Below are 20,408 nucleotides of genomic sequence, written 5' to 3'. Positions count from 1 at the left end.
GCGGGCCCGCCCCGAGCCCCGCTCCGCCTCACGGCGGTGCATCGGATGCCGCGAGGGTGTCCCTCGTCGAGGCACGCTGACTGATTCGTCGCCTGAGTACGGTCGCCGTGCCGGAGCACCCCGCCCTGTCGACCACGACGAACGGATGCGCCATGTCGAACGCGATCGTGCTCACGGCCTTCGGATGCCCGGAGGTACTACGTGCTCCCTGTCGTGCCCCCGGATCCCGAGCCGGGTGAGGTGCTCCTCCGGGTGCGGGCCGCCGCGATCGGGCCCACCGACCTGCACATCCGCGCTGGCGACCTCACCGAGGTGTTCGCGCAGCGACCGGGCGACGTCCTGGGATTCGAGGCCGCCGGCGTGGTCGAAGCCGTCGGCGCTGGCGCCGAGGCCCGGGTCGGGGAGGAGGTCGCCGCCCTCCTGCCGAGGCAGGGCGGCTACGGCGAGTTCGTGAGCACGACCGTCTGGTGGCCCAAGCCCGCCTCGGTCAGCTGGGATGCCGCGGCCGCCCTCCCGGCGTCCGCCGACGCAGCAGTCGGCGCCCTCCGTCAGGTCCGCGTCACGGGCGGTGAGACCTTGGTCGTCCTCGGCGCCGCAGGAGCCGTCGGCGCACTCGTGACGCAACTCGCCCGGTCGCAGGATGTTCGGGTGATCGGCGTCGGTCGACCACACCACGGCTCCTTCGTCCGCGAGCTCGGCGGTGAGTTCCTCGAGTCCGGTCCGGGCGTGTTCGACCGATCGGCGGCCACGTGGACGCCGCTTGTCGCGGCGGCGGGTAGCGTCGGGCTGCTGGAGGCGGTCGCCGCGACCGGTGACCCGAGCAGGGTGGTCACGCTCGTCGGCGGTCCCGAGGTCGCGCTCTCGGGCGCGGTCCTCTCTCATCCGAGCGCCGACCGCGCGCCGGATGCGCTCGCCCTGACGATGCCGCTGCTCGCGTCTGGAGCCCTGCGGATGAAACGGCGACTGGTCATGCCCGTCCGCGAAGCCGCCGAGGCGCACCGGCTGCTCGAGTCGGGCGGAACGTCGGACAAGGTCGTGCTGTCGTTCGGATGAGCGGGAGCGGGGCCCGCCGGTCGGCATCGGATGAGAGGAGTGCACGTGGACGACAACGGACGGACCAGGACGTCGCCGCGACCGACCGCCGCGGCCGCGGTCGAAGGCGCCCGCCACCGGGTACAGTGTGCTCGACGGCGACCTCCGTGGGTCCTCGCGATCGCCACGGCCCTCGACCACCGTCGGCGGGGTGTCGACGAGGCAGTCACGCGAGCGGTGATCGTCGACGGCGTCGGTCGCGGTGCGACGAGGGCGGTGCTGCAGGCCAGCGACGCCGGACGACCGCTCTCTACGAACGCCTCGGATCTAGGGACGCCGGAGACGACATCCTGTACCGCCGCGGGCCGAACGGGGTGACGAGGTGACCTCGACCACGGCTCGACGGCCTGCACCACGTCAAGATCCCGGTGTCGGACCTCGCGGTCGCGCTCGACCACTACGAGCGGGCGTTCGGCGCCGTGCGACTCCCCGAAGCGGACCACTTCCGTCCCGACGGCGAGCTGTTCGCGTACATCTGCCAGGTCGACGGGCTCGACACGTTGCTCGAGCTCCGCCTCCACCCGGTCCGAGCACTCCTGCAGCGGGGCTTCGATCCGCTGACCGTCCAGGTCGGGGGCCGCGAGGACCTGCGATCGTGGTCGGACTGGCTCGGATCGGGCAGGTGTCACACACTCACCCGTGCTCGCCGGGCTCCGCGCGTGGCTCATGGTCGTCCCCGACCCGGACGGCACCGTCGTGCGTCTGTAGCACCCGTGAGACGCACGGACCGGAGAGGTCCCGGCCGACCGCGACTCACCGTGGCTCGACGAGTCGGTACACTCGGGTGAACCATCGCCGTCGCGGCCGCCAAGAGATGGTTTTTCCTGTTCCTGGACTCCCAACTATCGTTCGTGCTGCGCTGACGGGGCTGCTCTCGTAGCGTCGGCGGCATGCCTGCTATCGATCCCGCCGTCACTGACAGCGCGAAGCGCGCGACACGTACTCCAGCGAAGTGCGGTCCCTCCAACTCTGCGTACCGGCCGTGACGGGCGAGACGGAGCCGACGCTGACACAGCGCCAAGCAGCTCGCCGCGATTCGCGGCATGGCGCGTATCCCGTTATCGGACTTGCGCGATCAGAGTCCCCTCGGACCTGCAGGCCCTCTACGCCGAACTGCAGGACGGCCAGGCGCTGATCCCGGGTTTGAAGATGGGGCTCGGGGCTCTCACCGTGCAGCGTTGGGACTCCGGCTACGCGGCCAACGGTTGGACGCTGTACGGAGCGGACCTCACCCTCGACCAGGGTCACCCGTTCGGGTCGATGTTCTCACCGGCACGACGCCGGACGGTCGTGGTCCTCCCGCGTCGGGGAGGTGGCATCCGCCGGTGCAGCAGCTCCGAGTTCCCGGCCCTGCACCCGTCGAAGCCGGAGCTCAGCCGTCTGACTGCACGGCTGAGGAGGTCGCTGCGGTGGTGTTGGATGCACGGGGTCGGATAGGGACTCTTGTCTGCGGTCAACGCGCAGATCTTCAATGGTCGTTCGTCGCCACCGAGGAGTCAGAGAACGCCATCCTCGACACGTCCGGGCTCGGGCTCGAGCGGCTCTCCGAAGACGACCCGAGGCTCACTGGCCGTCAGTCGAGCCGGCCGTCACGGCCGAGCGGGGCCGGCGCTGATGAGTGACCGGCAGTGGGTGCAGGACATCCGGGACCGGCAGACGATCCTGTCGTTGCCGTTCGGACTTGGATGGACGATCGACATCACCCAGACGCTGGTCGCGCTCGAGGCGGCGGGTAGTGCCCGCTCATGTGGAGGCGTTCGACCGGCTCCGGTTCGACGACGGCCGGTCAGGGTTCCTGTCTCACCCCGAACCCGACCGCGACCATCAACGACGACGGCGCCCCGGCTGACCCAACCGAGGACCTCATCGTCATCCCCGGCGGTTCGGAAGGCGGCGTCCTCCTCGCTCGCCCGCCGCTACCCGGACCTGGTGGTCGTAACGGGAAACGGCAACGCGTCTGGGCCGACGGCAAGCAGGTGCACGGGTCATCGATAAGCGGGACGCAACCCCGGGGTGGCGGACCGTGTTCGCCATCGCCCGCACCATCGCCCTGCACGGCGGCGGCACGCGCAGTCCAATGGGACCGCATCGGCATCCCACTCAACGACGTGCGCGCCGCGATGCCCGGCTCTCGGGACGCACGTCTTTCACACGCCGATCGAGGGTGGGAAGCAGCCGACCGCGCCGCCCTGTGCGACTGGGCCTTGGCGGCCTACCCGGGGTACGGCGGGGATCAGAACCTGCTGGCGCCGCAACACGACCATCGACGAGCAGGCGGACCAGCTGATTGCGCTGGGTGGGGTGATGTCGGATCGGTGGGCGGCGCACCAGTCCGGCGTCATCTGTCCCGCCGGACCGGCTGACGGCGTTCTTCGCCCAGCACCCTGACATGGCAGCGCTCGGCTACGAGCCCGCGTCAGTAGACGAGGCGACAGTGTCGGTCGTCATCCCGCAGGACACCACCGTCCTGACCGGCGCTGACGGGTGCTGCACGGACGACTTCATCACCGCGCACGTCCTCTACGCAGACAGCTGGGTGGCCGCGAACACGGACGCGGTGAACGGGCTGCGGCAGCTGCTGCACTTCCCGATCCGACCTCGCCCACGACCTCCGCTGGCACCCCGGCACAAGTGAGGCGTGAAGCTCCCGATGATGTTGCAGCTGCTGTCGCTCGGACTCTGGCCTACGACGACACCCGATTCTTCGGGTCGGTCAGCATTCACTGACCCCGACCATCCCGACGACAAGCCAGACACGGTCCTCATCAGCCACGCCGACGAACGACCCTGGTTCCGCCTCACCAACGTCGACCCGATTGCGCAGGACCCGATGGTTTCGGCGATGGTCGAAGCGGACCGCATCATGCGGTTCCTTCTCCTACACGCCCATGACCGCATCGGTCGAACCCCCGCTGACTTCCCACAACCCCTGACCGCTGCGCACACGCCCATCCCCAGGGAGGTTCCCGCTGATGATGCGTTTAGTGTCCATGCACCTGTCGAACGACCGGATCCTCTGGGGGCATGTCCTCCTCGAGGACACCGAGAACCCGGACGTGCACCTGGCGCAGATCCTCGTCCGCTCCATCGACGTCGAGCCCGGTTATGAGCTCTACGACAGGACTAACACGGTCCTGTCGGACCTGACCGTGCCGGCGGTGCGGGAAGCGAACCGCATCGTGCAGACCCTCCTCGTCCCCGCCTCCGAGATAGCACGACGGGGAGAAAGCCGTCCGAGCGGTGATCCACTCCGGCTACCTGGAGGGATTTCCGGACGACATGCCGTGGCAGTCGCAGCTGTGGATGTACGCGCGCGGGGAAGTCAGCCGCGAACAACTCAGCGCGTACGCCGACGAAGGCCGACAGATCCCCCGCCAACCCGAACACTCCGCCGTCCGGCCCGGCGGACGATCCCCGAGGACTGGTGGCAGACCACACAAGCCCGCATCCGCCGGAACCTCCTCAACACCACCCTCACCGAGCCGGAAGTCGCTGCGGCCCTGCAGATTGGCGTCGATCAGGTCGGTGAGCAGTCTCGAAGCGAACCGGCTGACAAGCTTCGACCTCGACGGCGAAGAACGCATCCCCGACTGGCAACTCGTGAAACCCGCCCTCCCCGAGTTCGGCGACCCGTCGTCACTGCTGCCCGGCCTCGACGTCCTCTACGCCGCAGCACCGCAACCGCTCCTCGACGCAGCAGCGATGACCGAGTTCATGACCACACCCCTGGATCTTCCTCACCGTCGACGAACGGGTCCTGACCCCGCTCGACTGGATGCGGGAAGGTCGGCCATTGACGACGATCATCGCGCTGTTCCGTGGACGACGGTGGCGGCCATGACCCGCCGGCCCGACCTGTTCCTGCTGAACGTCGCCTACGACGCCGCCGGGGTGCACGGACACGTGTTTTTCCGCGATCCACCCAGCAGCGAGCTGCGGCAGGTCATCATCCGCAGCACCGACACCGGCAACATCTGCGAACCCGCACACGGCGACACCCGCACCGGGTGGGAACCCTTCCTCGAAGAAACCCGCTGGCTCATCGCACTCACCCAACCCGATACCTCGGACGAAGCCAGTTGAGTGATGCCAGGGCTCGAGTGGGTCAACGCCGCGTACAGCGGCCGACCGCAGATCACGATGCCGTATGGGCTCGGTGACACCACCGACCTCACCAACGCGCTCGCGGTCTTGAAACTCGCGGGGCTTCGCGCGGTCGTGGAGTCGCACGACACGATCCGCCTCGCCGACGGCCGCCGCGCACGCTTCCCCACCCTCACCCAACGCCCCCGCGACGACGACCCGACTGATGCGGAACTGCTCCTGCTGGCGCCGCGCACTGTCACTGCCACGCAGATCGCGCTCGCGGAACAGACGGCGACTGTGCTGCTGGTCGACGTCGACCGGCGACGCGTCTGGCTCGACGGCAGACAAGCCCTCGGCACGAAGGAACGGTGGAAGGACGCTGCACCATCTACGTCACCTTCGCCGTCGCCCGCATGCTCGCCGTCAACGGCTCCACTTTTGACGGGCTGGTAGCGAGCGGGGCTGACTGCCGGGCAGGTGGATGACGCGCTCGCGCGCCTTGGGAAGCGCGTGCACCGCACCGACATCGGGTGGGAGTCACGGCAGGTCGGTAGCCTCGTGGACTTCGCCATCGCCTGCTACCCCGACCCGGCGGCGTCCGGACCCGATGGACGTCAGACCTGCCGCTCGTCAAGCAGGCGGAACGACTCATCAGGGTCGGCTGCCGCATCTCCGGCCGCGCCATCTCAGACCGCCCCGGCTACCCCGCCATCAGCAAACGCGAGCTGCCTTATCGAGTCGTCGCGTTCACCGAGCAGCAGGTCGACATGGGCGCGCTCGGCTTCGAGCCCGACACCGTCGGCTTCTCAGGCACCGAACTCATCCAGCCCGCCGACCCAACGATCTTCCTCACCGCAGCCGCCGCCGGCTACACAGACCGCACCGACGACATCACCACCGCCAACACGCTCCTCCGCTCCGACTACCGCAACGCCGACGACCGCAGCATCACTGCAAGAAGTACGCGACCGGCTACCAGTTCCTCGCCGACACCGGGTACGACCTTCGACACAACCTGCTCGACTGACAGCGAACAATCGATCAGATCGGACCACCACCAACCTGCCGTCGGTGCTTCACACGAACTTGCGCCACACCTAAGCAGCCAGCTTCGGTCCTCCACCGCGACCTGCTTCCACCCAGACCACGTCCCGGGTGAGGCGATACGCCTGGGCGTCACTTCGACGAATCAGACGATTGGGCAGCTGGAACCACGCGTGTACCGGCATCGGCTCCGGGCTCGCGCACCTCCGTGCCGAGCATCCTCCTCGAGCGAGAACGGCGAGCGAGCACCCAACGATCCGAACGACGACGACCTAAGACCGCGACAGTAGAAGCCCGCACCGACGTTCGCATACGGGGCCCTCACCGAGATCATCACCGGACTAGTCATCTGAGACAGAAGAAGTTGCGGTGCGAGCAGGCCACGCTGGCGCGACCGTTGGAGGACCGGCTACCGGACTGCATGAACCGCCCTATTGGCACGCTGCTTGCCAACACTAAGGAAGTAGGGAGCGGGGGAGGGTCCTAGCCAGGACGCCGCTCGTTCGTCACGGCAAGGTCTTTCCCGGCCCGCCCCATCATGCTTTACGTCCGCGATACTCGTCCTGAGTGCCAGTCGCGGCACCCGAACCTGCCGCTGCTGAGAGGGCGAACCGATGATTGATTTCAACGTCAGCGATCATTGGGCGAACGGCACCACTCTGATTGGCTCAAGTCGTTGGTTTCATCGCTGGACCGGCGTCACGGCTCAAGCAGTACTCCCGCTGCCGACCATCGTCGCGGAGGTCGCTGATTGGGTGCTACTGGCCGGCGACGCGTGGAAGAGCCGCCCAAACCGCGATTCGCTCCAGAGCGACCTCACGCAATCCGTGGACGCGATCGGCCCAGCGCTTCGGTTTGCCATCGCGGCGCCACTGTCATCGTTCGACGAGGCATTCGCTCATCTTGTAGCTCAGTCTCGCAGCTTCCTTGGCACCGCACCCGGATTGCGGACGGCCGTGGCTAGGGTAGACGTCGCAACGTCCGGTCAAGCGCTTCTGGACGCTCTCACATCTGACCAGTCCGTGGGCGCGGCCCGGGACGACTCGTGGCCGCCGCGCAGGACCGGACTCTCAATCATCGCGAGTACCGCCTTTGCCGCAGAGGGCCTCCATGAACAGGTCCGACTGCGCGGCCAGGACGCGGATGGTGTGTTCCGCGAATTGATCACCGTCCTTGCTTTCGGTCGGGACCCGCTCGACGTACCCCTCGGTGAGACGGGTATGCCGTACGACCGAGCGGCTCGCGAACGCGAAGATGCTCGTCGAGGCGTCAGCTACTGAAGAGCCGGTCGTAGTTTGGCTCCCCCCCCCCCCCCCCCCCCCCTCCGGATACAAGGGACGGCTGCACACCGACCTTCACGCCGGCAGCATTGCGTTCTACGATGCGCACTGGACTGTGCCAAATGCCGCACCCGATCGGCCGCCCTTCACGCATAAAGAAGAGCTATGGAAGATTGTCGAGCACGGGTACGCGTTCAAGGTGGCGACCACGATTGATGAAGAGTCGGAAGTCGACACCCTCGTGCGCGTTGATCTTGGCGTTACGGTCGCCTCGGGAGCCGTCGAGCGAGCAAGAGTTCTCGTCGACACGATCGTACACATCGCCATCCACAGGGATGGCGGCATCCGCCCCCGGCTAGCGGAGTCGCACGTGCTTCGGTCCGGAGCGCCCGCTGGCGGCGGCTACTACGCCGTCCATCCACAAACGGGCTTCCCCGATGACACATACAGGGCGGGGCATCACGGCGGAAGCGATCGACCGTCACGGCCCCCGCATCGCTGACGCTCTGTCTCGCGGTGAACTCCCCCGCTTCCTTCAAGCAGCTGTCGAAGTACAGGCTGCGGCCGACTACCCCTTCAGTCGCGACATGGCACTCCGACCTCCCTCAGACGCAGACGTGAGCAGTGTCATCCCCCTGTCCGACCGCGTTGTACAACACGTGGCGGCGCACGCTGCCATGACACCCCGATGACCTCTTTGATCAGCTCGCTGAACGATGCGCCTACAGGCGCGATGGATGAATGACGTCCGCCGCGCAGCAGATATGGCCCTGTTTGACAGTCGGGACCGTACGTTGCAGCGAGAGCTGCGGGCGCAGCTATAGCGCGGCACGGCCAGCACAACCGTGGCTCTTGGTCATCGCTGACCGTGCGAACGACTTCCGTGCTCTATGTCGCTTGGAACACGAGCGAGCGTGGATCGAACGCATGTTCGCCAGCGTCAGCGATCACGGTCTGTACCAAGCACTCGTCGACGAATATGCGGCTGAAGGCCGCATCCTCGAGGCTCGACGGCGCCGCGTTCGCAACGCACTCGTGCACGGCAACCCTGCAAACTTCTCGGTCGTTACGTCCGTGCGCGTGTACTCCGACTACGTCAGCGGCACCGCGTTGCACTATGCGCTCGAGTCGTTTGTCGATGGCACAAACCTCGCGTCCGCGCTCTCGGCACGTGACGACGAAGATGCCGCGATGCATGGAGGACAGGACGCAGCCGCATACTGGCGTCAGCGCATGGCCGCCGGGGAGTGGCCAAGGACGCAGTGAGGGGCAGTATTCGTCCGTCGAGTGTCTGCGGCGGAGGCGGTGGGTTGGCTCAGCCCGTGCTGCACGGGTGGGACGGCGTCGAATAGCGGATCGACTAACGGACTGGGTGGCCGAGTAGTGGCGTCCAGAGTTCGTACCTCCGACCGATTCACAGGCACGAGACCGGGTGGCAGGCTGGCTAGTCATGGGGAACGGTGTGCTTCATCGTGACGACCGATACGCGGTCACAGGCCTTGCAGTCGTTGCCGCGTGGGTGGTGCTCTTCTGCGCAGCTCACGCGCACCACGTTCCTCTCGAGACCGCGTACCAAGCCCACCTCGACTCCCTGAACAACCCGCCGATCCTTCAAGATCCGCCCGCCCAGGTTGCGCTTGCCGAGTTCTTCGTGGGCGCTGTGCTCGTGCTCGCCGTGCCAGCAGCTGCTATCGCGCTTCTCACTGGGCTCAGCACCGCGCGGAACAGCCGAGGCGTCACCTGGGTACGAGTTCTCGGGTGGACGACGTTCGGGATTGGCGCCATCGGAGCGTTGCCCGCGCTCGGCGCTGGCCTCTTCGGTGCGGTCGGAGCGTTCTTCAACGCGTTGACGTTGCTTGGTTGACGACGCTCGGTAACGCGGATAGTTCCCGCAAGCGGATCGGCTATCGGACACCATTTTGAACCGTCTCGCACGGCGTTACTCGCTAGGTCGATTGCAGTTCGGTACTGCCGAAGCGGCGAGCGGGAGGGATGACGATGGTTACTGGAGTGCTTCCCTCTGCGCTACAGGCCCCTGGTCCGGCTACCGGACGCCATGAAAGCGAGATCCGAAGCTCGGATGGTGGCGCTACGCGATCGGACCTTGCTCACCTGTATCGCATCCACAAGTTCTCTCAGTCGTCGGGAGGGTGGGCGCTGTAGGTAGGCGACCCGCCGTCAAGTCCCTGAAGGCAGGTCGAGTTCGGTGTCCGCTGCGACGGGGTAGACCGCTTCGAGCACATAGCTTCGACGGCCCTCGTCCGCGCCTCTGCCAACCACGGTGTAGATAGTGAACCGGGCCTCTACTCGTCGGTCCTCGACCGTCGCCAACTGCGCAACCGTGCTCGCTCGAAGTAGAAGTGGCTCCGGCCGAGAACCGGCTACTTCCGCTTCGTCCTCGATCGGGTTGCCCTTCGGACCAGGCGACGGCAGTTCTTTGCAGCCGACCGAGCCCTCCGCCACATGGTTGTCGGGGCGTTCTTGGAAGTCCCCGTGGAGCGGGCAGGTCACCGTGACGTAAGTCTTCTGGTCGATGAAGACGACCTTCGCGTAGTCGTACTTGTCGCCGTGCCGGTTGGTTGCACGTTGGATGAAACGCTGCGTGCGCAACTCCTGGTTGGCGTTGCGGAAGCCCTTGCAGCTTCGGCATCCCTGGCCGCGCTGCGGGCCCCAGGGCGTTTCGCGGACTCGGCGGTGCTCGCGCGGGGTTTGCTCGAAGGGCCCGTGGTCGGGGCAGATGATGGTGACCTTGGTATCGCCGTTGACGTAGCCGCGTCGGACATGCGCGTAGTCGTATCGGCTGTCGTGCAGCTTCGTCGCGAAGTTGATGAACTCGGCGGCTCGTTCTTCACGGGTAGCGGTGCGGTAGTCCAAGGGGTCCTCCAGGAGTCGTTGTCCTGGAGCTATGCCGGCACGCCCGAACCAGCTGGGAAAGTCGGCTAGGAGCGGTCCTTGAAGGCCGTGTCGGTCTACTTCTCGGCGTTCCTTACGTCAGGGTCCGACCGTCAGGCATAGCCGTGGCATGCCTTCGCTCCCTACCGCCGTTCGAGCGGCGCTCCGCTCACCGAGTTCAACCGAGCACCTCGTCGTGCCGAACCAGGAGACCATCACGTCCGCGACCGCCCTGGGGCGGCCGATGGGCGCCGCCTTCGGCCGTCCGTTCCCACGTCAAGGTCCCGTCGAGCACTGCTCGCACGTCCAATGCTGGGAACCCGCGCCGCTCACCCTCGGGGACTCAACGCTCGGGGCCCGAAGCTCAAACGCAGACAAGGGGACTCTTGTCGCGCAGCTTCGCCCAGAGCCCCTCCACGCGATGCGGAAGTACCGGAACCAGTCTGTTCCCGCCGACCGGTGGGCCAACATCGAGCCGTTCGTGCTGGACGCTGTCGCGCTCGTCGCGCCCGCGTGTGCCTACCTTGCTGAGCGGCTGATGGTTGCGGTGACGCCGTACGTTGACTGGGTCGTCCACGTCAACGGGATGCAGAAGGTCGCGAACGTGTTCCACCCGGTGCTGATCCGCCGGTACATATCCCGCGTCGACCTCCACCTCAAGGACAAGACGCTCCGCGACTACCGGTCCTTCCTGCTCCGGATCTCGGAGGTCGTCCTCCCCGACGAGGGTCCGATCGAGTTTGCGCCGTTGAACGGGCAGTCCGTTACCGCCCCGTACACCGACCTCGAACTGAACCTGCTTGAGTCCTGGGCGCGCGGGCAGTCAACGGCACTGCGACGTCGAGGTGCTGGCGCAGTCCTCGCCCTGGGAGCAGGTGCTGGGCTTGACCCGTGGGAGATGCAGCACCTCCGGCGCAGCGACGTGCGCGTTGACTGTGACGGAGCGCTCGTCGACGTACGGGCTGGGACGCCGAGGTTGGTGCCCGTGCTCAAACGATGGGAGCAGCTCCTCATCGACTCCCTCGCGGACGTGCCGGACGACGTATGGGTGCTTGGCGGGGAGGACAGAAAGACGACCTACAACTTCGTCACGCCGTTCATCAACCACACTGACTTCGGCAACGAACCGAAACCAGTCCCCACGCGAATGCGCGCTACGTGGATCACCACGCACCTCGCAGGCGGCACGCACGCCGGGGAGCTCATGGCTGCCGGCGGACTGCGCAAGCCCGAGCACTTGGTCACGTCCCTGCGGCACATCCCGACGATGGACGCTTCCGAGCACCGTCGACGGATCCTCGGCGAAGCACGCGAAGTTCGGTAACGCCATCAGAGGACACGGAACCGTGCTGCCCGGAGCTGCTGTTCGCGTTCGGGCAGCAGGCGGCCGCGGGCGTGCTTTTTTTTTTTTTTTTTTTTTTTTTTTTTTTTTTTTTTTTTTTTTTTTTTTTTTTTTTTTTTTTTTTTTTTTTTTTGGGCTCGTTGCTGGGCAACCCACCGTCCGATCGTCACCTCGGCAGGGTCGGCTGCGCGACGACGCGGCGGTCGCTGATGATCGACCCAGAACTGCTGGTGCGCGGCGAGCATTGACGACCACTGCGCGTCACGGGGGTTCCAGGCGAAGCCAGGCACCGCTTCAAGTCGTCGAACGGCTGGTACGAGCAGTAGCCGCCCGCAGCGCCGACCTGCCGGAAGTACGTGAGGGCGTCAACGAGGGTCTGCTCGGCGGTCGCAGGGCGAGGACGGGTCGAGTCGGCACGGGGCATCCGTCCGTGCTCGTCGATGAAGTCGTCGAGGTCGTGCACTCGGTCGGTCCAGCGTCGTACGAAGGATTCAACCTCGACGGAGTCATCGGTATCGGCGAGGTAGAACGCCACGCCGCGCCGATGGTCGAGGGTGAGCGTCAGGGCTGACTGCGCTGCGTGGTCGGCGTACTCGGCGTGGAGCGCTGCGAGCGCCGTGGTCGAGGTGGGCATGTGGTCCTCTCCGAGGCCGGCGATCGGCCCCGGAGGGGGTATGCGCGGAACGGGCGGGATCTTGAACGACGCGCGGGTCGCAGACGAGCGGGGTCCACAAACAGGACCAATCCGGCCGCGAAGATCACTACGTTTTCTGAGTCCCCGAAGTAGAAGGCCGCCCGGATCGCATGCACATCGCCAGCGTCACGCGAACGACGCCGACGTCACCGCCACATGTGCGAGCAAGCGACGACACGCCCGGGCTGACGCGACCGTTCGCGCCGGCGGCGGCCCCCGCCGATCCGCGCAGGAATGCGGATCGATCGGCAGCGAGATCAAAATCTGGGACGCGTTCCCACAGCTCATCCCACTTCGCCTGCATAGGCCGGGCATGCCTAGCCAGATCCTCGGGTCACCGCGTCAGTACGTCGCCGCGATGCTGCTCGCCATCCTGTCGTTCCTCACTCGAGGAGGAACACCGGTGAAGTACGTTCCGAACTTCGCGGAGGACCGTTGGAGCGTTGTCCGCGACTTCGTCGTCGGCGCAGTCGCCGAGGCGGCAACGTCCATCGCTCAGCCCGCCGACCGGCTCATCGTCGTCGCGGCACCCTTCGTCGACTGGGTCGTCAACGTCAACGGATGCCCGACGAAGACCGCCGTCGTGTTCCACCCCGTCATCGTCCGGCGCTACATCACACGGACTGACGTCACCTGGTCCGACACCACCCGTCGCACATACCGGTCGGCCCTGATGCGCATGTCCGAGATCCTCGTCGGCGAGGTGCCGCTCGAGTTCGCACCGACGACTCCGCAGAACACCGCAGCACCCTACGACGACCTCGACCTGCACCTCCTCGAGAGCTGGGCGACGGGCCAATCGACCGCGGCTCGACGTCGGAGCGCCGGCGTCACCCTCGCTCTCTGCACCGGCGCCGGCCTGAAAGCCAATGAACTCCTTCAGGTCCGCCGCCGCGACATCACCATCGACACCGACGGCATCCTCGTCACCGTCGCGTCCACCGGCCGCGCCGTGCCGCTGCTCGCTCGCTTCGAAGCCCTGCTGCTCGATTCCATCACCGACGTCGCCGCCGAGGACTGGGTGTTCGGCTCGGCGAAGCGGATCAAGCACGGCATCAGCACCCTCACCACCTTCCTTTACGACACCGACCGCGGCAACGAACCAGACCCCGTCACCACCCGCATGCGGAACACCTGGCTCATCACCCACCTCATCGCCCGCACCGACATGCGCGCCCTCATGACCGCCGCTGGCGTCACCAAGTTTGAACACCTCGACCAGCTCGTCGCCCACGTCCCCGCCCTCGACGCCGCCTCGTACCGCCGTCAGCTCCGCGCCGAGGTCACACGATGACCGCAGCACTCTCGAAGTACCACGACGCCGAACACGTCGACCGGTGGTTCGAACAGAGCCTCGAGATGCCCCTCGGCAAATGGGTTGAGCTTGGCCGCAAGTCAGTGAAGCGCGCTGTCCGTGAAGTATCACTCGTCTGTCGCCACGGCGATGTGCAAGCGGTGATCGAGCGCGCCAAGGCGGAGACCCGCAAGTCAAACGCCGGTCAGAAGGCGAAGTTCAGCGAAGCGAGCGCGCTCATGCTCGTGTTCGTCTCACTCCGCGTCAACGGGAAGATGTCCCTGATGGCGGCCGTGGAGATGCTCATGCGGATGAATTGGAAGCAGCGCCGTCGCCTCGGGATCACCGAGGTTGTCGAAAACCGTCAGGAGCTCATGTACGACCGGGTGTGGGCCGCACTGGCGCGGCTCCGGGACCTCGTCGACGACGAGCCCGGCGACCGCCACGAAGGCATGCTCTTCGGCGAATACCTGCAGGCGGTCGCCAACCGCGATCCCGAGGAAATGGCCGCCCGAACCCGGCGACGAGCCGAACTCATGAGCGCGATCGTCCATGGCTCAGTCCTTCTCCTTCCCCAGGAGATTCGGGACCGATCTGAGGGCGTCCACGCCATCGATGCCACCATCGCGGAACTCGTCGGCATGCACAAGACGTTCAAGAACATGAAGCCGACCGACAAGATGCCCACCAACCATGGCGGCGGCCTCTACGTTCGGCACGGCGACCACGACGGTTCCAAAGAGGGGCCTGGCAAGCGGGAAGTACGGCCAGGAAATCGAGTACTGCATCTGGGTGCGGAACGACCCCGACGCAGACAAAGACTTCCCGCTCTTGTTTACGGCTATCGGAGATCACAAGCCGGGAAAGCTCGCCGGTCACGGGCAGAAAATGCTCGAGTCGCTCATCGCGAACGGCATCAAGATCAAAACACTCATCGCCGACCGCGCCTACACGCCGAACGCCAAGGTCGAAGACCTTCAGCTTCCGTACGCGCAGCACGGTGTGAAGCTCATCATGGACTACGGCATCGATCAGAAGGGAAAGCAGGCGTTCTGGGCGAGCCCAGACGGCAAGCACAACCTCGTGATGTGCGACGGAAGCTGGTACCTCAGTTCGATGCCAGAAGCGCTCCAGCTGGCCGAGAAGACCTACGCCGACGCGAAGAAGGCGGCGAGCAAGATCGAGGACGAGACCGTCCGAGAGGAGCGAATCGCTGCAGCCCACGCGCTGGTCGTTCTCCAGCGCGCACGTCGTTCTCGCTTCCGCCCGAGCCCCGAGGCCGCCACCGCGCCGACGGAGCTCGCCAGTACTTCTACCCAGCTCTTCGACCCGAAGACCGCGTCGACATCGACCCTCAGACGGCGGAACTCGTCGAAATCACGGTGCCGAGTAAGACAGTTCTCATTCCAGGGGTCATCGGCGGAAGCAAGCGGGACGGGGAGAACGTCAAGCACCTCAAGTACGGCCAGGAGTTCGAGTACAAGTCCGAAAAGTGGCGGCGCATGTACGGGCTGCGCAACACGGTCGAATCCGGCAACGCATCCGTGAAGAACCCGGAGCACCTCGCACTCGGAATCGCAATGAAGCGCCTCGTTCGCGGCCCGTGGTTCGCTGCGCTCTGCGCGGCGATGGCAGCCGCATGCGAGAACATCAGCCGCATCGTCGACTGGTACCAGGAACGCCTCGATCTCGCACACAGGAACCGCAAGAACCGCTCGCATCCCGCCGTGTACAAGCAGCGTGACTCTGCCAAGTACTGGGCAGACCGCCGCGCGTCCACGGCACCGCAAGACATACCGGCCGCGGCCTGACCAGGCCCACTCCGAACTGAACACAACCAACCCTGCACGACGCAGAATCAGTCTCGTCGAGCCAACACCCCCTGCCCAGATCTGGGCCAGGGGGTTTTCTGCATCCGCTCGCAGCCCAGCGGGCGCTCCCCACGCCACTCGACCGCGCCCACTGAAGTCGCCTGGACCCTCGAAACGCGCCCAAGAGAGCCTCGAGCGCAATACACCGAAGCGATTCCGCCGATAGACCGATCGGTCCAGAGCTCCGCCTCCAGGATTCGAACCCGGACCTAACGGCACCAAAGGCCGTCGTGCTGCCATTACACCAAGGCGGAACACACCCCGCGGAGTGCCCGACCATCCTCCCATGCCGACGAGGCTGGCCGTGCAGCCCTCGCTTCGGCCAAGATGGTGGGATGCCGCAGGAGGACGAGGTCGATCGCATCGTCGCTGCGTGGGGACGCGAGCGTGCCGACCTCGACTTCGGGCCGCTCGAGGTGCTGTCCCGCGTCGACCGGCTCGCCCGACACCTGGACCGCGCGCGTCGCGCCGCGTTCGACGAGAGCGACGTCGAGCCGTGGGAGTTCGACGTCCTGTCGGCGCTCCGGCGGGCGGGCGACCCGTACGAGCTCAGTCCGAAGACCCTCCTGCAGCAGACCCTGGTGTCGAGCGGCACGATGACGAACCGGGTGGACCGCCTGACGGCCCGGGGCCTGGTGGCCCGTCGCACCGACCCGAAGGACGGCCGGGGCATCCTCGTCTCGCTCACGAGCGAGGGGCGCCGGGCGGTCGATGCCGCGATCGCCGATCTACTCGCCGCGGAGCGGGACATCCTCGCCGGCGTCTCGGACACCGAGCAGGACCAGCTGTCCGGCCTCCTGCGCCGACTCATCCTCGGCCTGGGCGACTGACCGCACCGCGTTCGGCTCCCGACGCGACTGACCGCCCGCCTTCACCCGGCAGGACGAACGGGGCACCCTCCCTTCGGTCCAGCGGCCGATGCCGACGAGCGGTGTTCGTCGCGACGATGAACGGGTGAACAGAGCCCGCGCCATCCTCCGCCGCTACCCGCACACCATCGCGCTCGCGACGGTGCTCGCACTGGTCGTCGGCGGCATCGCGGTGGCCACCGCGGCGATCGGGAGCTCGCACGACCGGGCGACCGCCGCGGACGCGCGCTGCACGGCGGAGTCGCTCGCCGGACGGTGGGACACCGGCCAGCTGTTCCTCGACGCCCGTTCGGTGCGCACCGGCAAGTCCGTCCTGACCGTGCGCGGGGACGAGCCCACGCAGACCGGCAGCACGATGAAGCTCCTCACGGCGTCCGCGGCGTTGAGCGCGCTCGGCCCGGACCGCCGCTTCCACGACCCGGGTGGTGGCTGGCTCGACCTCGGGAAGCGTCGTGCTCGTCGGCGGTGGCGACCCCACGCTGAGCCGGCTGCCGAGCGGGCAGGACGGCGTCTACCCGGGTGCTCCCCACCTGGACGACCTCGCACGCCAGGTCCGCGCGGCGCACCCCGGTCCGATCGACGTCGTGCAGGTGGACACCGGGTTGTTCGACGGTCCGGCCTGGCATCCGACCTGGACGCAGAGCGCGCGGACGAGCGGGAGCGTCTCGAACATCACCGCCCTGATGGTGGACGGCGATCGGGACGACCCGACCGATGCGTACTCGCTCCGGGGTTCGGCCGCGGTCGCTCGGGCGGCGTCGGCGTTCGCCGCCCTGCTCGGTCCGGACGTGCGGGTCGACACGACCTCGTTCGGGGTGCCGTCGGGTGCGACCGCGCTCGGCTCGGTGCGGTCGGCGACGGTGGCCGATCTGGTCGGGACGCTGCTCACGCACTCGGACGACACCCTCGCCGAGGTGCTCGCCCGGCACGTCGCCGTCGCGGAGGGCACCGGCCGGTCGTTCGACGCGATCCAAGCCGGCACGACGAAGGCCCTCCGACACGTCGACGTGCCGACCACCGGCCTCCGGCTGGTCGACGGGTCCGGGCTGAGCCCGGACAACCGCGTGCCGGCGTCGGCCCTGACGAAGCTGATGCGGGCGGTCGCCGAGCACCGCCACGGGCTCGCTCCGGTCGATGCGGGGCTGGCCGTGGCCGGGAAGACCGGCACCCTCGCCGAGCACGGGCGCTTCACCGGTGCGGCCGCGGACGCCCGCGGTCACGTCCGGGGGAAGACCGGGACGCTCGACGACATGTTCGGCTTGACCGGCGTCACGGACGAGGTCGGCGGCGACCGGATCGCGTTCACCGTCTTCGCCGAGGGCACCGCCGACCCGACAGCGCGGACGGACATCGACACCCTCGCGGCCGCCCTGTGGCGCTGCGGCGGCAACGCGGGCTGACCGGCACGGTACGGGAGCCCGCGACGGCGGTACCGCTCCGGCGCATGCACGCGATCACCCTGGCCGTCGCCGACGTCGCACGATCGGCGGACTTCTACCGTGCCCTGCTCGGCATCGACGGCAGCGGGGTGATCGGCACCGAGTACCCCGCCACCGAGACCGAGGCCGGCGGCACCACCGCGATGTTCACCCTCGACGACGGCTTGATCGTGAGCGTCTACGGCCGGGAGGACATGGCCAAGGACGGCGGCGTCCGCCTGGCAGGCGGCCCCAGCAGCACGATCGGGCACTTCGTGGACTCCCGCGAGGCTGCGGACGCGTTCCTCGACCGGGCACGAGCAGCGGGTGCGACGATGCTCGCGGCGCCGTACACGCGACCGTGGGGCATGTACTCCGGCTTCTTCCAGGACCCGGACGGCCACCTGTGGGAGGTCGTCGCGAACCCCGGCGGCGGCGACCCCGCGGACGCGGCTCCATCGGACAGCGGCACGCAGGACGACGTCGACCCCCAGTCCGTCGAGTAGCACCGACGGCACGAACGGGGGATGCTCAACTGCGTTGACCGTGCCCTATGGTGACGACGTGGACTACGGGCGGGCAATCCTCGGAGCGAGCACGGTCGGGGCGGTCGTGCTGGCGGTCGGTCTCGGGGTGGCGATCACACCGGGCGGCGCACTGTCGACGGAGGCCCTCGGCGGTGGCGTCTGCGGGACGTACCCGGACGACGCGACCGCCGCTTCGGCGTGGTTCCTCACGTCGTTCCGCAACGACACCGGACGGGGCGTGCGGGTCCGCGACGTCCGAGCCGTGGACGTGCACCGCGTCACGCTCTCCCACCTCGCCATCGCCACGAGTCCGAGTGACGACAGCCCTGGACTCATCGTCACCACCGAACCAGATCTGCCACGCCAGTACGGCCCCACGGTTCCGGTCGACTCGGGATTCGTCGTGCCGGCCCACGGGGAACTCGACGTCGTCGGCCGCATCGTCCTGCGTGACGGCGCTGACGCGGGGCGTGTCCACGGCTTGGTCGCGACCACCGTCGGTCCGCTCGGGACGATCCGGACCGTGACCGACCCGGAGTCCTTCGGCGTCGGTATCGGCGAGGGCCACGACGCGTCCGACATCGGCTGCACCGGCGCCTGAGCCGGCCGGTCCCCGCTACACCCCGAGCAACTCCGCGACCTCGAGCCAACGCTCCTCGAGCTGCTCGATCTCGGCCTCGTGCGCCGCGAGCTCCGCCTGCAACGCCCCGAGCCCGGCGTAGTCCGACTGGTCGTGCGTGGCGAAGGCATCGAGCAGCTTCTTCCGGTCGGCACCGACCTTCGCGATCTTCCGGTCGAGCGCCGACATCTCCTTCTCGGCCGTCCGGCGCTCGGCACCCGACAAGCCGGAGGCCGCCGCGGCCGATGCGCCGGAACCAGCCGACGCACTGGAGCCGGCCCCGCCGCCAGCCGGGCCCGTGCCGCCTGCCGTGTCGGGCCTCCCGGCAGACGCGGCGGCAGCCGCTGACGCGGTCCCGCCACCGGTGCCGGCCGCCCGGAGCCGCATGTACTCGTCGACGCCGCCCGGCAGGTGCCGGAGGTGCCCGCCGAGCACCGCGTACTGCTGGTCGGTCACGCGCTCGAGCAGGTACCGGTCGTGGGAGACGACGAGCAGGGTGCCGGGCCAGGTGTCGAGGAGGTCCTCCATCGCGGCGAGCATGTCGGTGTCGAGGTCGTTGGTGGGCTCGTCGAGGATGAGCACGTTCGGCTCGTCGAGCAGGATGAGCATGAGCTGGAGCCGACGCTTCTGCCCACCGCTGAGATCGCGAACGGGCGTCGAGAGCTGCTCCGAGGTGAAGCCGAGCCGCTCGAGCAGCTGCGACGGCGTCATCTCCTTGCCGTCCGCCACGTAGCTGGTCTTCTTGCGCGCGACGACCTCGCGGACGCGGTCGTCCGCGAACTGCGCCAGGTCGGCGAGCTGCTGGTCGAGCACCGCGACCTGGACGGTCTTGCCGGTCTTCACCCGGCCGCTCGTCGGCTGCAGCCGACCCGACACCAGGTTGAGGAGCGTCGACTTGCCCGCGCCGTTCGGGCCGAGGATGCCGGTCCGCTCCCCCGGTGCGATCCGCCACTCGATGCGGTCGAGGATCTCGGTGTCGTCGAAGGAGACGCTGACGTCGAGCAGGTCGACGACGTCCTTGCCGAGGCGCGCCGTCGCCGTCTTCGCGAGCGCGACCGTGTCGCGGATCGGCGGCACGTCGTCGATGAGCGCGTTGGCCGCGTCGATGCGGAACTTCGGCTTGCTCGTGCGGGCCGGGGCGCCGCGGCGGAGCCACGCGAGTTCCTTGCGGGCCAGGTTCTGCCGGCGCTGCTCGCTCGCCGCGGCCTGCCGGTCGCGTTCGACGCGCTGCAGGATGTAGGCGGCGTACCCGCCCTCGAACGGGTCGACGATGCCGTCGTGGACCTCCCACGTGTCGGTCGACACCGCGTCGAGGAACCACCGGTCGTGCGTCACGACCACCATGCCGCCCTGGTTCGACGACCAGCGGCGGTTGATGTG

The 20,408-nt window shown here is 67.6% G+C and carries 21 protein-coding genes, 1 tRNA gene and 1 pseudogene; 18 read left to right on the top strand and 5 right to left on the bottom strand.

Annotated elements, in window-relative coordinates; translation table 11 throughout:
* The first annotated feature begins 213 nt into the window (after positions 1-213).
* The 8 genes from ACZ8AI_RS02430 to ACZ8AI_RS02395 all read left to right on the top strand — a co-directional run bounded on the left by ACZ8AI_RS02430 (position 214) and on the right by ACZ8AI_RS02395 (position 9,366).
* On the top strand, positions 214-1,053 hold the full coding sequence (locus tag ACZ8AI_RS02430; protein WP_464856234.1) for an alcohol dehydrogenase catalytic domain-containing protein: 840 nt from the start codon (positions 214-216) through the stop codon (positions 1,051-1,053).
* A gap of 1,188 nt (positions 1,054-2,241) precedes the next feature.
* Positions 2,242-2,529 (top strand): hypothetical protein, encoded by a 288-nt coding sequence (locus tag ACZ8AI_RS02425; protein ID WP_464856232.1) that lies wholly within the window; start codon positions 2,242-2,244, stop codon positions 2,527-2,529.
* A 952-nt stretch (positions 2,530-3,481) separates the two neighbouring features.
* Entirely contained in the window at positions 3,482-3,727 is a 246-nt protein-coding gene (locus ACZ8AI_RS02420; protein ID WP_464856230.1) for a hypothetical protein, read from the top strand.
* Between the two features lie 890 nt (positions 3,728-4,617).
* On the top strand, positions 4,618-5,175 hold the full coding sequence (locus tag ACZ8AI_RS02415) for a hypothetical protein (protein WP_464856228.1): 558 nt from the start codon (positions 4,618-4,620) through the stop codon (positions 5,173-5,175).
* Positions 5,176-5,178: 3 nt separating this feature from the next.
* Positions 5,179-5,631, top strand: a complete 453-nt coding sequence (locus ACZ8AI_RS02410; protein ID WP_464856226.1) for a hypothetical protein — start codon at positions 5,179-5,181, stop codon at positions 5,629-5,631.
* 1,205 nt (positions 5,632-6,836) lie between these two features.
* Entirely contained in the window at positions 6,837-7,502 is a 666-nt protein-coding gene (locus tag ACZ8AI_RS02405) for a hypothetical protein (protein WP_464856224.1), read from the top strand.
* A 927-nt stretch (positions 7,503-8,429) separates the two neighbouring features.
* Positions 8,430-8,768 carry a hypothetical protein gene (locus ACZ8AI_RS02400; RefSeq protein ID WP_464856222.1) on the top strand — a complete coding sequence of 113 codons (339 nt, stop codon included), beginning with the start codon at positions 8,430-8,432 and terminating at the stop codon, positions 8,766-8,768.
* 184 nt (positions 8,769-8,952) lie between these two features.
* Complete coding sequence (locus ACZ8AI_RS02395; RefSeq protein ID WP_464856220.1) at positions 8,953-9,366, top strand: hypothetical protein; 414 nt, start codon at positions 8,953-8,955, stop codon at positions 9,364-9,366.
* A gap of 314 nt (positions 9,367-9,680) precedes the next feature.
* Here the strand turns inward: ACZ8AI_RS02395 and ACZ8AI_RS02390 are convergent, their stop codons facing one another.
* Positions 9,681-10,376 (bottom strand): hypothetical protein, encoded by a 696-nt coding sequence (locus ACZ8AI_RS02390; RefSeq protein ID WP_464856218.1) that lies wholly within the window; start codon positions 10,374-10,376, stop codon positions 9,681-9,683.
* 439 nt (positions 10,377-10,815) lie between these two features.
* Here ACZ8AI_RS02390 and ACZ8AI_RS02385 point away from each other — a divergent pair, with 439 nt between their 5' ends.
* The 3 genes from ACZ8AI_RS02385 to ACZ8AI_RS02375 all read left to right on the top strand — a co-directional run bounded on the left by ACZ8AI_RS02385 (position 10,816) and on the right by ACZ8AI_RS02375 (position 13,724).
* On the top strand, positions 10,816-11,718 hold the full coding sequence (locus ACZ8AI_RS02385; RefSeq protein WP_464856216.1) for a hypothetical protein: 903 nt from the start codon (positions 10,816-10,818) through the stop codon (positions 11,716-11,718).
* 22 nt (positions 11,719-11,740) lie between these two features.
* Entirely contained in the window at positions 11,741-12,307 is a 567-nt protein-coding gene (locus ACZ8AI_RS02380; protein WP_464856214.1) for a hypothetical protein, read from the top strand.
* Positions 12,308-12,788: 481 nt separating this feature from the next.
* A complete protein-coding gene (locus ACZ8AI_RS02375; RefSeq protein ID WP_464856212.1) occupies positions 12,789-13,724 on the top strand; it encodes a hypothetical protein in 936 nt (311 codons plus the stop codon).
* A gap of 254 nt (positions 13,725-13,978) precedes the next feature.
* Here ACZ8AI_RS02375 and ACZ8AI_RS02370 read toward each other — a convergent pair whose 3' ends face one another.
* Positions 13,979-14,278: a hypothetical protein gene (locus tag ACZ8AI_RS02370; RefSeq protein ID WP_464856210.1), complete on the bottom strand. Its 300-nt coding sequence runs from the start codon at positions 14,276-14,278 to the stop codon at positions 13,979-13,981.
* 139 nt (positions 14,279-14,417) lie between these two features.
* Between ACZ8AI_RS02370 and ACZ8AI_RS02365 the strand changes: the two genes are divergently transcribed.
* Both ACZ8AI_RS02365 and ACZ8AI_RS02360 read left to right on the top strand, forming a co-directional pair.
* Positions 14,418-15,272, top strand: coding sequence for a hypothetical protein (locus ACZ8AI_RS02365; protein WP_464856208.1), 855 nt, complete (start codon positions 14,418-14,420; stop codon positions 15,270-15,272).
* The gene (locus tag ACZ8AI_RS02360; RefSeq protein WP_464856206.1) at positions 15,227-15,535 is read left to right on the top strand and encodes a hypothetical protein; all 309 of its coding nucleotides are present in this window, start codon (positions 15,227-15,229) and stop codon (positions 15,533-15,535) included. Before ACZ8AI_RS02365 ends, ACZ8AI_RS02360 begins: the two co-directional genes overlap by 46 nt.
* A gap of 242 nt (positions 15,536-15,777) precedes the next feature.
* On the opposite strand, the gene ACZ8AI_RS02355 is transcribed toward ACZ8AI_RS02360, so the two are convergent.
* Positions 15,778-15,849, bottom strand: a tRNA-Gln gene (locus ACZ8AI_RS02355).
* 81 nt (positions 15,850-15,930) lie between these two features.
* Between ACZ8AI_RS02355 and ACZ8AI_RS02350 the strand changes: the two genes are divergently transcribed.
* Positions 15,931-16,425 carry a MarR family winged helix-turn-helix transcriptional regulator gene (locus ACZ8AI_RS02350; RefSeq protein ID WP_071294081.1) on the top strand — a complete coding sequence of 165 codons (495 nt, stop codon included), beginning with the start codon at positions 15,931-15,933 and terminating at the stop codon, positions 16,423-16,425.
* Positions 16,426-16,578: 153 nt separating this feature from the next.
* Here ACZ8AI_RS02350 and ACZ8AI_RS02345 read toward each other — a convergent pair whose 3' ends face one another.
* On the bottom strand, positions 16,579-16,764 hold the full coding sequence (locus ACZ8AI_RS02345) for a hypothetical protein (protein WP_464856204.1): 186 nt from the start codon (positions 16,762-16,764) through the stop codon (positions 16,579-16,581).
* On the opposite strand from ACZ8AI_RS02345, the pseudogene ACZ8AI_RS02340 reads away from it, so the two are divergent.
* The 4 genes and pseudogenes from ACZ8AI_RS02340 to ACZ8AI_RS02325 all read left to right on the top strand — a co-directional run.
* Positions 16,757-16,816, top strand: a pseudogene (locus tag ACZ8AI_RS02340) (hypothetical protein); the annotation flags it as partial. The gene ACZ8AI_RS02345 and the pseudogene ACZ8AI_RS02340 sit on opposite strands and share 8 nt — an antisense overlap.
* A 100-nt stretch (positions 16,817-16,916) precedes the next feature.
* A complete protein-coding gene (locus ACZ8AI_RS02335) occupies positions 16,917-17,864 on the top strand; it encodes a D-alanyl-D-alanine carboxypeptidase (RefSeq protein WP_464856202.1) in 948 nt (315 codons plus the stop codon).
* A gap of 44 nt (positions 17,865-17,908) precedes the next feature.
* On the top strand, positions 17,909-18,388 hold the full coding sequence (locus ACZ8AI_RS02330; RefSeq protein ID WP_464856376.1) for a VOC family protein: 480 nt from the start codon (positions 17,909-17,911) through the stop codon (positions 18,386-18,388).
* 58 nt (positions 18,389-18,446) lie between these two features.
* On the top strand, positions 18,447-19,010 hold the full coding sequence (locus ACZ8AI_RS02325) for a hypothetical protein (RefSeq protein ID WP_464856200.1): 564 nt from the start codon (positions 18,447-18,449) through the stop codon (positions 19,008-19,010).
* Positions 19,011-19,025: 15 nt separating this feature from the next.
* Here the strand turns inward: ACZ8AI_RS02325 and ACZ8AI_RS02320 are convergent, their stop codons facing one another.
* Positions 19,026-20,405 (bottom strand): ABC-F family ATP-binding cassette domain-containing protein, encoded by a 1,380-nt coding sequence (locus ACZ8AI_RS02320; protein WP_464856374.1) that lies wholly within the window; start codon positions 20,403-20,405, stop codon positions 19,026-19,028.
* Between the last annotated feature and the right edge of the window lie 3 nt (positions 20,406-20,408).

This window comes from Curtobacterium sp. AC273, assembly GCF_979253735.1.
This window is presented reverse-complemented; position numbering and strand designations above follow the sequence as displayed.

Excerpts from the sequence above, each read along its gene's own strand:
- ACZ8AI_RS02370 (WP_464856210.1), bottom strand. The coding sequence starts at position 14,278 with ATGGACGATCGCGCTCATGAGTTCGGCTCGTCGCCGGGTTCGGGCGGC.
- ACZ8AI_RS02410 (WP_464856226.1), top strand. The coding sequence starts at position 5,179 with ATGCCAGGGCTCGAGTGGGTCAACGCCGCGTACAGCGGCCGACCGCAG.
- ACZ8AI_RS02375 (WP_464856212.1), top strand. The coding sequence starts at position 12,789 with ATGCTGCTCGCCATCCTGTCGTTCCTCACTCGAGGAGGAACACCGGTG.
- ACZ8AI_RS02395 (WP_464856220.1), top strand. The coding sequence starts at position 8,953 with ATGGGGAACGGTGTGCTTCATCGTGACGACCGATACGCGGTCACAGGC.
- ACZ8AI_RS02400 (WP_464856222.1), top strand. The coding sequence starts at position 8,430 with ATGTTCGCCAGCGTCAGCGATCACGGTCTGTACCAAGCACTCGTCGAC.
- ACZ8AI_RS02365 (WP_464856208.1), top strand. The coding sequence starts at position 14,418 with ATGGCGGCGGCCTCTACGTTCGGCACGGCGACCACGACGGTTCCAAAG.
- ACZ8AI_RS02385 (WP_464856216.1), top strand. The coding sequence starts at position 10,816 with ATGCGGAAGTACCGGAACCAGTCTGTTCCCGCCGACCGGTGGGCCAAC.
- ACZ8AI_RS02350 (WP_071294081.1), top strand. The coding sequence starts at position 15,931 with ATGCCGCAGGAGGACGAGGTCGATCGCATCGTCGCTGCGTGGGGACGC.
- ACZ8AI_RS02420 (WP_464856230.1), top strand. The coding sequence starts at position 3,482 with ATGGCAGCGCTCGGCTACGAGCCCGCGTCAGTAGACGAGGCGACAGTG.
- ACZ8AI_RS02330 (WP_464856376.1), top strand. The coding sequence starts at position 17,909 with ATGCACGCGATCACCCTGGCCGTCGCCGACGTCGCACGATCGGCGGAC.
- ACZ8AI_RS02405 (WP_464856224.1), top strand. The coding sequence starts at position 6,837 with ATGATTGATTTCAACGTCAGCGATCATTGGGCGAACGGCACCACTCTG.
- ACZ8AI_RS02360 (WP_464856206.1), top strand. The coding sequence starts at position 15,227 with ATGTACGGGCTGCGCAACACGGTCGAATCCGGCAACGCATCCGTGAAG.
- ACZ8AI_RS02425 (WP_464856232.1), top strand. The coding sequence starts at position 2,242 with ATGGGGCTCGGGGCTCTCACCGTGCAGCGTTGGGACTCCGGCTACGCG.